This is a genomic window from Neobacillus cucumis (assembly GCF_002860255.1).
Lineage (GTDB): Bacteria > Bacillota > Bacilli > Bacillales > Cytobacillaceae > Neobacillus > Neobacillus cucumis_A.
In genome coordinates this window covers 25,553-35,525 of record NZ_PGVE01000047.1, presented here as the reverse complement: position 1 = coordinate 35,525, position 9,973 = coordinate 25,553, and the positions used below count along the sequence as shown (strand labels likewise).

The window sequence follows — 9,973 nt, the reverse complement described above, 5'->3', positions numbered from 1 at the left end:
GGTGTACAGTCGTCAAGAAGGTTTTTTAATATCTCAACGTTTCTTTCAAAAGCCACCTACTTTTTTCACATAAAAAAAAGCACCGCGAATGCGATGCAATTAATATTACATTTCTAAAAGTGATTAAAAAATTGGCGATAGAAATGGGACCCGTTACACAACTGGGTCCCCCTTCATTTCTATTTAAATACAAGTTCTTCCTGTTTCTCCTTAACCAGTGTTGAGAAACGATCCACTTCAATTGCATATCTTGGACGCTGCTTCACTTCCCGATAGATCTTACCGATATATTCACCGATTATCCCTATTCCCATTAATTGGAGTCCGCCAACAAACCAGATGGAGATCACGAGCGAAGTCCAGCCTGACTCGGTATGTCCCAAAAGTTCCTGAACAATGGCGTAACCGCCAACTAAAGCACTTATTACAACCGAAAGAAAGCCTAAAAAGGTGACAAAGCGAATGGGTGCCACACTGAAGGAGGTCATTCCATCAAAGGCAAAAGCGAGCATCTTTTTCAAAGGGTATTTGGATTCCCCAGCCAGCCTTTCTTTTCTATCGTAATAAACCTTAGTGGAGGAAAATCCCACAAGGGGAACCAGACCACGTAAAAACAAATTGGTCTCCTTATATTTCAATAATTCCTCTAATGCCCGCTTACTCATCAACCGAAAATCGGCATGGTTTGGGATCAGTTTCATTCCGATCCGCTCCATAAAACGATAGAAAAACAAAGCTGTATTCCGTTTAAAAAAGGTATCCGTCTCCCGGCTTTCTCTTACACCATAGACAATATCGGAACCTTCCCAATATTTCTCTAAAAATGTTTTAATCACATGAATGTCATCCTGAAGGTCAGCATCTATAGAAATCACGCAGTCAGAATAATTATTGGCTGTTTCGAGACCAGCAATGAGTGCGTTTTGGTGTCCAACATTGCCTGCTAACTTGAGCCCGGTTACCATCCTATTTTTATCGCACTCCGCCTCAATCAGATTCCACGTTTGATCCTTGCTGCCATCATCGACAAATAATAGTTTACTATTTTTTGAAACAAGAGCTTCCTCTATTAAATCATTGACTACCATGATCAATTGCGAAATGGTTTCTTTTAAAACCGCTTCTTCGTTATAGCATGGAACTACGATGGTTAAGATGGGCTTATTCATCTGAAATTCCCCTCCTTATTTCACTCGGTAAAGGTAAATTTTCCAGGCTGAATCTTTTTGGCTAAACGTCCTTTTTAGCTCAAGGTTATTTTCTTTTGCATTCAAAATAGGTATGGCCGAAAAGATATACTCTCCTCCCATTTGTTTAAATACTTTCGTATTCAATTGCAAATGGTGGATTTTCACTTTCGAATCCTTTTTAAATTCATAGTTTTTCCCTAGTTCTGCGACAAAAAGATAACACCTGCCGCCCCATGTATCAAAGTATTTCTTTAATGTCGGGCTCTTTTCCAGCTCTTTTGCAATGATTTTCCTAAATTCATGCTTGTAGGTTAACGGGTAAAAGTTGTTGTACGTATCCAACGTGTAAAAGCCATTGTATTGGGCAATGGCCGGATGGATTCCGATACTCGCCACCCGGTAGCTGCTCTTAGGCTTGCCAATATAATCGGCAATTTCTTTAAACTCCTGTGTAGCATAAAACTGCTTGACCGTTGGTTTTCCGGCGACCCGATAGACGATTTCATCGTTGGCACAGAATAAAACAAACAACTGAACAATCAGACATACTTTTACGAATGACTTCCATCCCTTGCCCTTTTGCCTAAGAATAAAGGCTCCCACAGCAAACATCACATAGATTACTAATGGCCTTAGGAAATGGAATCGCGCAAAGTTAAACGTGTTTAATAAAGAAATCCTCTCTTTGAGGGGCTGCCACCCTTTATAAAACCAAAAGGCATACCAGACAGAGAGGAGAAAATTAAATATAAATAAGTAGACAAATCTTTTCTCTGTCTCATTTCGCTCCTTCTTTTTCCAAAGGAAGCCAGCGACAATAAAGGATAATGGTACAATCACCAACGTATGCAAGGTTAGCACATGGGTATGGCCAAGGAAATAGTTCTTGCCTACAAGTCGAATTGTGTGCCAAAATCCCAGCGTCGAACTAACAAACTCATTTCTGCTGGTAGGTGCTTCAGGAAAAACTAAGGAGTAGACCAGCCGATATTCGATTAATAAGTATATAGCCGTCATTAAAACGATACTGCCGAAGAACATCCCATTTGGTTTCCTCTTTACGATCAAGTCCCTCATCCATAGAAGTCCCATGAAAAATAAAAAGAAGAAAAATCCCAGCACGAAGCTAGAATAGAGCGGAAGCAAAACAAGTGTCATCCACTCTTTCCATGAATAACGTCCTTCTCTTATATTCATAAACGCCCACAAGGCAAGCGGCATTCCAAGGGTACTTAGCATACCTGACGGCCAGAAGGGAGTTAAGGCAAAAGCAAGGGAAACCAACACTCGAATCGGATAGGCCTGGTCCGCTTTCACAAAGTGCTCCTTCAGCAATAGATTCATACCGAAAAAGGCAACCAGTCTTGTAATGGTTTGACTAATAGCATAGGCAAGCATGGAGGGCAGGAGATGATGGAGCCACTCAATCCCGCTAAACTCTGTGCCAAAGGCATTTCGCGGAAGTCCATTGATCACTTGCGGGATTACTGAATTGATTCCGCCAAATAATTGGCCGCTGTCCTTTAATACTTTGTACCAGGCAATATTGGAGTCCAAGTTGTCATGGACCCGGATGTGCGCATTTTCCCCTAAGATAAACAAGGGAGACACATATAAAAGGATGAGACCAACTGCAAGCATGACATACTTCTTTTCTGAATCCAAAAATTCTATTATTTTTCTACTAAGCTTTTTCATGGCTAAGAGAACATTTACCTCCTAATGCTATCTCTTTTTAAGCATATTGGTTTTTTTCAAAATATTCCCTTCAACACTCTCATACACCCCAATGATGTAGTCCCTGAACTTTGTCATTTTTTCAAATCGAATAAATAGATAATGAATGGCAAAAGCTATGCTAACCCCGACGATCATTCCCGCCGTTACATCCAAAGGATAATGAACGCCTGTCCACACCCGGGATAAAGCAATTCCTGCCGCTAAAATCAGCCAAATCCAGCCATCCCGTTTGATCCAAATCCAAATGGCAGTCGCAATCACAAAGGCTGCAGTTGCATGGTCACTAGGAAACGAAGCGTTTTTGTCATGAGGAATTAACCAGTTCACATGATGCGTGACAAAAGGACGAGAACGGTAAAATAAGTGGCCAATCTCCCCGTTGATACTAAGGGCAATACAGGCAGCCAAAATGGCTTCAACGATCATTTTTCGATTACCCGCTTTTGGATAAAACCAATAAAAAATAATTGCTGCAAAGAATAAATATTGTGCTTTTTCTGCTAAAAAAATCATCAATGGGTTTAAAAATTGTTCACTTACCGCAAGATGATTGATGATTTGAAAAACTCCATAATCTAAATTAAGCATCTTCATGATCCTCCTTGCTTCATTATTGGGCACCGGCACGATGCAAAATCGCAGACTGGAGAACGACTCCCTGCGTTACACTTTGCGGCTGCCGGTTTAATACATCAAGAATCGTTTCAACGATGGTCTCTCTGCTTTCTAATTCTTTTTGATAGGAATCAATGGCTTGTCCCCAAACTTTCATCCGCTGTCGGTCGTTCATGACACTTAATAATTGCTGCTCCATGGAACTTTCCTGGTCAAGGACGAATACAAGCTTCTGTTCTTTTAAGATACGAAGGTTAATTTTTTCTTGGCCAGGCAGCATCGAATGAACAAAGATAGGCAGTCTTTTGTGCAATGCTTCACTAACTGTTACGCCGCCGGGCTTTGTCATGATGGCATCTACCTCTTCGTAAAGCTCATTCATCGCTGACCTTGAGGAAAGGTAGGGCAGTGGCGTAATATGGTCAAGATTCCAAGAAAAGATCTCATCATACAACTTTTTATTCTTGCCGCATAACACAAGGTAATCCAAAGAACTCGAAGGTTTTAACTCCTCTAAAAGCTTTTTCATCCCGCCTAAGCCGCTGTTTCCACCGGCAATTAATATTTTAGGACGCTCATGCTTTGTTTTAAGGACCTCAGCATTCCTGGTAATCTCCTCATGAACAGGAATACCCGTAACCATCATCTTGTGCTTAGGAATCCGGAATTTCTTAAACAGCGTTTCTTTTACACGTTGGCTCGGAACAAGATGGGCCTCAATCCCTTCTTTGCCCCACACACTATTAACAAAGAAGTCCGTATATACATTTATAACCGGAATGTTGCATTTTCCTCTCTGCTTTAAAATACTGAGAAGGTGGGAAGGGAACCCATGCGTACAAACAAGTAAATCAGGGTTTTCTTCCCGCAGTAATTGCTCCATCTTTTTTAAAAACAACGGCTCATACCACTTCAAGGACTGTCGTTCCGTGTCCGGCATATAAAAGAAATTTTTGTAGGCTATATTGTAGGTTTCAGGTGCATAGCGAATCCAATTTAAATAGCCACGAGAAATCATTTTTTCTAAAGATTTATTTGTGTAGCTTAATAAGTCCATTTTCTTAAGGATTAGATGATCTGACTGTTCTTTTAAAAGGTCCATTAATGCCTCAGCTACTTGATGATGTCCTGATTGCATTTGTAAGAGTGGTAAAAACAAGATTTTTTTCATTATATCCAGCTCCTGTTTTTGTAAGTAACTTCAACTTACTTTACCACTCAATTCTTTTAAAACCGGGTTTTTAATCTATTTTTAATTAACCATTCAGGGTTATTTAACATAATAAAAAAACTCGAGAATTCGAGTTTTTTATGATGTTAATCGGGTACGCTTTCTTTTACGGAACCAAACATAGGTCAAGAATAATAGGAATGAAACGATTCCTGCAAAAGGAATGTAAGCCGGATTAATATAGAAGATTTTCCCTGCAAAAAATCCAGCCGACATAACCGGTATCGTCCAAAGAATCGCGCCAAATAAGGAGAGCAGTCCAAATTTCCGAAAAGGTATTTTGGTGATTCCAGCGAAATACGGGCTGATTTGCCTTAAGCCTGGCAAGTAAAACCCAAACATAATGGTCTTCATGACATTCTTTGAGTAAAAGGCAACGGCTTTTTCCCAGCGTTCTTCGGTAATTCCTACATACTTGCCAAACCTTTTAATAAATGGATAGCCCATATATTTTCCACAAGCATAGGCAGACAACATCCCGGTAAACACCCCCAGCATGGAGGCAATCATGCATAAATCCAACGAGAGTTTATGCTTTCCACACAGTACTCCAATTAAAAAAAGCAGTGATTCTTCTGGAGCAGGAATTCCGACGATGCCGAAAAATAGACAGATAAAGATCACGACGTAACCATATACATTGATATAATTTAGGATGGATTCGATAGTCATATTATATTTCCTTTAATGTCATAAATTTCGTCCCTTGATCAATAGCTTCCTTTAAATAGATTTCTAGATTTTTAATCATCAAGCCTGGTGCCTCTTGATCCGCTCCAAGCGTTTCCCCGCAGTCATGCAGCAAAAGGATCGAACCGGGTTCTGTAGCTGCAAGCAATTCCTCCCGCAGACCATTTTTGCCCTTCTCTGTTTTCCAATCTCCAAAAATATGCGACCACATGATCTTTTTATAAGGTTTACTTACAAACAAAGAAAAAAGGTTGAAATGCCCCCATGGCGGCCGATAAAAAGTCACCCTTTCATTTGTACAATCCGAAATGGCTTGTTCGGTTAAGGTGAGCTGTTTTTTTAATCGAAACGGTGAGCAGATCCAGCTCGAGACATGCTGAAAATGATGAATTCCGATCGTATGCCCTTCCTCACTCATTCGTTTAATGATTTCCGGATAGCGTTTCACTTTACTGCCCACCACAAAAAATGTCGCTTTGACACCATACTTTTTTAAAAGATCTAACAGCAGCGGGGTATAAATAGGATTGGGGCCATCATCAAAGGTGATCGCAATGGCGTCCGATTGGATCCTTTTCTTGATACCCCAGCCATTTATGCGAATCAGTATGGTTGGCAGTATGGCATATACTAGTAAGAATATACTGAGTATCCCTATGATCACCAATAATAGTTTCATCCTCTTTCCTTTCTCAGCTTTTCGGCAAAAATAATTCTGCCTCGGTTCCAACACCTTCCGTACTGCTTATTTTAATTTCACCATGATGCTGTTTCATAATGTTTTTGGCAATCGCAAGTCCCAATCCTGTTCCTCCCGTTTCCCGGCTCCTGGCCTTGTCGACACGGTAAAATCGTTCAAAGATATTCTTTATTTCATAGTCCGGTATGCCAATTCCGGAATCTTTCACCTTTATAACGGTGTTTAGCTCGTTCACATTTAAATACACATCAATCTTATCCGTACTATATTTAATGGCATTATCAATTAAAATAATAATGGCTTGTTTAAGCTTCAACTCATCCGCTATGACCTTAATGGATGGTGCAGCAAAGTGAAGATCGATTTCCCGTTTATAAGCACTTTTAAGCTGTTTGATAATACTCTGGCATAAAGCGACTAAATCAAGTGATTTTTTTTCTAAATGGTTTCCAGATTCCGTATCCGCTAAATCTAAAAATCTTTCCGTCATCTTCTGAATTCTTGTGGCTTCTGAATGGATGGTTTCAATCGCATCTAAGGCATCTGCCTCATTACGAATTCCCCGTCTTAATAAGTGATCCGCAAAACTTTTAATGACCGTCAGCGGTGTCTTTAATTCATGGGAAGCGTCCGAAATAAATTGTTTTTGTTTTTCAAGATTATCTTCTAATCTTTCAATCATCCTGTTGAAGGTGACCGCCATTTTTTGAAGTTCATCCTTTGTTTCATGCTGGATGACAATTTTTTTCGGAATCCCGCTTTGCTCAATATCCTCCATGGTGTTAATCATGTTGGATATGGGCCTCATAATCAAATTCGATAACCACCGGCCCCCAAGAAGGGCTAATAAAGCTCCTAATATTGTACTGGAGGCGAGAATGGATAGTAAGACATCCTTCGCCATTTCAAATCCTGATAATTTTTCACCCATCTCGAGTGCGGCTGTAACTTGACCGCTCTTATGGATGGGAACCCTCACAACTAAGGTTTGCACTTCGTCGTTGTTTTGACTAATAATTTTCCTTTCGGCTTCCTTCTTTTGAACAAATTTCGGTTTGATCTTTGCGGCCAAATGTTTATCATTGGTTACTTCATTATTCATTTTAGAGCCCGGTTTTACAATTCGAATAAAAGAATGACCTGTTAAATAGGGCGTTAATTGATCTTTTTTTAAGATAGAAGATTCATCCAATTTCATTTCTTTTATCAGGGTATTTGCTCGCTGATAAAGCTCCTGATCTTCCATGTTTACGGTGATCCTCATAAATGAAAAAAAGACAACCGCATTCACAGCCACTAAAACACAGAGAATCCAAGCAGTTGTCATGATGTTTATTTTCGTGGTAATCTTCATTTGCTTAATTCTCCTTTATGGTATAGCCAATTCCCCTCACAGTTTGAATAATCGTTGGGCCTGCGAATCCTTCTTCGATTTTCTTCCTTAAATGTCTGATAAACACATCGATGACGTTTGTTTCTCCTTCATATTCGTATCCCCAAACATGAAAGAGGATATTTTCCCTCGTCACAATTTTATTTTTATTGACTAACAAATACACGAGCAAATCAAATTCCTTCGGCGTCAGGGTAATGGAGGTATCCGCTCTTGTCACCTCGCGTGTTTCAGGGTCAACCGTTAAGTCCTTAAACGCTAAGATCGATTCCTCCGGCTGTAAGGCTTTGACCGCAATGGCATTCTGGCGCAGACAAGAACGCACTCTTGCCAGCAATTCCTCCATCTCAAATGGCTTGGTTATATAATCATTTGCTCCCTGATCGAGTCCTGTAACCTTGTCCATTGTCAGGTTGCGGGCAGTTAATAAAATTATAGGAATAAAGTTGTTTTCTTTTCGGATTCTTCGTAATACCTCTATCCCGTTCATTTCAGGCAGCATAACATCCAATAGAATCAAATCCAGTTCTTCAGAGAGTGCCGTCTGCAGGCCTGACTTCCCGTCATACGCAACAGAAACCTCGTATCCTTCATATTCAAGTTCAATTTTTAAGATTTTGGCGATTTGCTTTTCATCCTCAACAACCAAAATTCGCTGTTGCATTATAAGCCCCCCTTTCTGTTAAAGGTAGAGAAACTTTATCTACTATATCCTCTACAATTTAGCACTATTTTTCTTTATTTTACTTGATTTAATTAAATTTTAATCTATTTTTCATCCGAGTGTTTCTGCCGTTTAAGGGATAAAAAAAAGAAACAGCAGCTCAGCTATTTCCAGTCAAATCCCGTTCCAGTAAGATTTTTCTCATACGGACGGTTAGAAGTAAGGAGAATTTATGAATACCCATCATCAGTACTCCTGCCATGATGAGGTCAGCCCTGGTGTTAAAAGGAGCCGGAAGCACACTGATTGAACTCATGGCAGATGGTGTGATGCAAAAATGTTCCAGCATTCCGCTAAGGAACGGATTCGCCGCATTGCCGAAGATACCGCCTAAAAGGAGCAAACTACATGCTGGAAGCAGGACCATTCCACTCAAGAAGGCAAAGGTTTTATTCTCCTCTTTGACAATGGGCCGCCAGCTAATGAATGATAACAACATTAACAGGAGCAGATAGCTAGTATGAATCAACGAATGTAATGAAAGATAGGTTAAAACGGCCGGAAGATGATAGCAGGAAAACAGGATGGCAAAGGTAAATAAAGCTGCTAAAGGAGGAATATTTAGTCTGTATAAAATGGGAGGAAAACTTTCAGGAATACCTAGTAAAAATAGAGGCGGAAGGACAAAAAACAATAAACTTAACTGGATCATGTGCAAACTGATGGATAAATGATTGAGCGTGGATAAAGGGCTGCCGATTGCGAGATAAAGTAAGGTGAGTGCGAGGAAGAAAAGGAATGGCTGCTTATGATGGACTTTTAATTTTGTAAAGGAGCGTAAAAGTAAGATGTATAAAACACCGACACCAATAAGGCCTGACAGGATTGGAAGGTTCCATACCCATTGATCTTCAAGAAAAAATACTTCTAACATCGATCGCTTCCTCCTTCTGAATACATCCTGATGTGAACACTTGGAGAAAGTAAGTTATCTAATTTTGCTTATAATTATAAACCTTAAATTATATGGAAGGTCGTATCGAAATATTCCCCTAAACCTAAATACTTGCAGACGAAAAAACACTCCCTGGATTACACCTAAAAGGAGTGTTTATATTGGAAATGGTGTCAGGCACCAGCAACTTCCTGGAGGGAATGTTTGCGGGTGGCGAGAACGAGGTCAGCAAGAAAGTAAAGCCCTACAACTGACCAGATCCATGCCCAAAATGGTTCAACGCTTCCATACAGTAAAGCAATTGCTGGATGAATCCATTTTAAACAGGCTAGGGATGAAAAGCCCCAGCAGATAGAAAAAGGCAAACAAATATGACCGTGGAGCTGGAACGGTGTTTCAGAATAATCCCACCATTGCCTTTGGAAAAGCTTCTGAAGCAATGCCCCACTTGCATATTCTACAAGGGTAGGAAGGGTAAAACATAAGAACAGAACATATAGCCAATGGGAATGGGCTGGAGTTAGATAAACCAATAGAACCGGAGCAATACCATACATCGGCTTAAAGGGACCAAATAAGAAATTCTCCTTAAAGAATTCTCGTTTAGTGAAGTAGTTATAACTATTTTCTAGCAGCCAGCCAAGGAATGAATAGATCATGAAATAAAAAAGGATGGCAGCGGCCCCTTCGATCGTAAGTACTTCTACAAGTTGAAGTTCCAAGCCTTTTAACCAATTATGTGTCATGTCTAAACCACCTTTCACGGATAAGAATTTCCCAATTTAGGATTAACCG

10 protein-coding genes are annotated in these 9,973 nt (G+C 40.0%); all 10 read right to left on the bottom strand.

From position 1 onward, the window contains the following. Positions 1-179: 179 nt before the first annotated feature. Positions 180-1,169: a glycosyltransferase family 2 protein gene (locus CVD27_RS12635; RefSeq protein ID WP_101648266.1), complete on the bottom strand. Its 990-nt coding sequence runs from the start codon at positions 1,167-1,169 to the stop codon at positions 180-182. 15 nt (positions 1,170-1,184) lie between these two features. Next, entirely contained in the window at positions 1,185-2,888 is a 1,704-nt protein-coding gene (locus CVD27_RS12630; RefSeq protein WP_101648265.1) for a DUF6044 family protein, read from the bottom strand. A 27-nt stretch (positions 2,889-2,915) separates the two neighbouring features. Next, a complete protein-coding gene (locus CVD27_RS12625; protein WP_180960257.1) occupies positions 2,916-3,518 on the bottom strand; it encodes an undecaprenyl-diphosphatase in 603 nt (200 codons plus the stop codon). Between the two features lie 22 nt (positions 3,519-3,540). Next, a complete protein-coding gene (locus CVD27_RS12620) occupies positions 3,541-4,716 on the bottom strand; it encodes an MGDG synthase family glycosyltransferase (RefSeq protein ID WP_101648263.1) in 1,176 nt (391 codons plus the stop codon). 138 nt (positions 4,717-4,854) lie between these two features. Further along, positions 4,855-5,448, bottom strand: coding sequence for a DedA family protein (locus CVD27_RS12615; protein WP_101648262.1), 594 nt, complete (start codon positions 5,446-5,448; stop codon positions 4,855-4,857). 1 nt (position 5,449) lies between these two features. Next, the gene (locus tag CVD27_RS12610) at positions 5,450-6,145 is read right to left on the bottom strand and encodes a polysaccharide deacetylase family protein (RefSeq protein WP_101648261.1); all 696 of its coding nucleotides are present in this window, start codon (positions 6,143-6,145) and stop codon (positions 5,450-5,452) included. Positions 6,146-6,158: 13 nt separating this feature from the next. Beyond that, entirely contained in the window at positions 6,159-7,520 is a 1,362-nt protein-coding gene (locus CVD27_RS12605; protein ID WP_101648260.1) for a sensor histidine kinase, read from the bottom strand. 4 nt (positions 7,521-7,524) lie between these two features. Then, the gene (locus CVD27_RS12600) at positions 7,525-8,223 is read right to left on the bottom strand and encodes a response regulator transcription factor (RefSeq protein WP_101648259.1); all 699 of its coding nucleotides are present in this window, start codon (positions 8,221-8,223) and stop codon (positions 7,525-7,527) included. A 160-nt stretch (positions 8,224-8,383) separates the two neighbouring features. Beyond that, positions 8,384-9,157, bottom strand: a complete 774-nt coding sequence (locus CVD27_RS12595) for a cytochrome c oxidase assembly protein (RefSeq protein WP_101648258.1) — start codon at positions 9,155-9,157, stop codon at positions 8,384-8,386. A gap of 194 nt (positions 9,158-9,351) precedes the next feature. Then, on the bottom strand, positions 9,352-9,924 hold the full coding sequence (locus tag CVD27_RS12590; protein WP_101648257.1) for a putative ABC transporter permease: 573 nt from the start codon (positions 9,922-9,924) through the stop codon (positions 9,352-9,354). Positions 9,925-9,973: the final 49 nt, after the last annotated feature.

Coding starts and splice junctions, on each gene's coding strand:
- CVD27_RS12600 (WP_101648259.1), bottom strand. CDS start 8,223: ATGCAACAGCGAATTTTGGTTGTTGAGGATGAAAAGCAAATCGCCAAA.
- CVD27_RS12635 (WP_101648266.1), bottom strand. CDS start 1,169: ATGAATAAGCCCATCTTAACCATCGTAGTTCCATGCTATAACGAAGAA.
- CVD27_RS12605 (WP_101648260.1), bottom strand. CDS start 7,520: ATGAAGATTACCACGAAAATAAACATCATGACAACTGCTTGGATTCTC.
- CVD27_RS12625 (WP_180960257.1), bottom strand. CDS start 3,518: ATGCTTAATTTAGATTATGGAGTTTTTCAAATCATCAATCATCTTGCG.
- CVD27_RS12590 (WP_101648257.1), bottom strand. CDS start 9,924: ATGACACATAATTGGTTAAAAGGCTTGGAACTTCAACTTGTAGAAGTA.
- CVD27_RS12615 (WP_101648262.1), bottom strand. CDS start 5,448: ATGACTATCGAATCCATCCTAAATTATATCAATGTATATGGTTACGTC.
- CVD27_RS12595 (WP_101648258.1), bottom strand. CDS start 9,157: ATGTTAGAAGTATTTTTTCTTGAAGATCAATGGGTATGGAACCTTCCA.
- CVD27_RS12610 (WP_101648261.1), bottom strand. CDS start 6,145: ATGAAACTATTATTGGTGATCATAGGGATACTCAGTATATTCTTACTA.
- CVD27_RS12630 (WP_101648265.1), bottom strand. CDS start 2,888: ATGAAAAAGCTTAGTAGAAAAATAATAGAATTTTTGGATTCAGAAAAG.
- CVD27_RS12620 (WP_101648263.1), bottom strand. CDS start 4,716: ATGAAAAAAATCTTGTTTTTACCACTCTTACAAATGCAATCAGGACAT.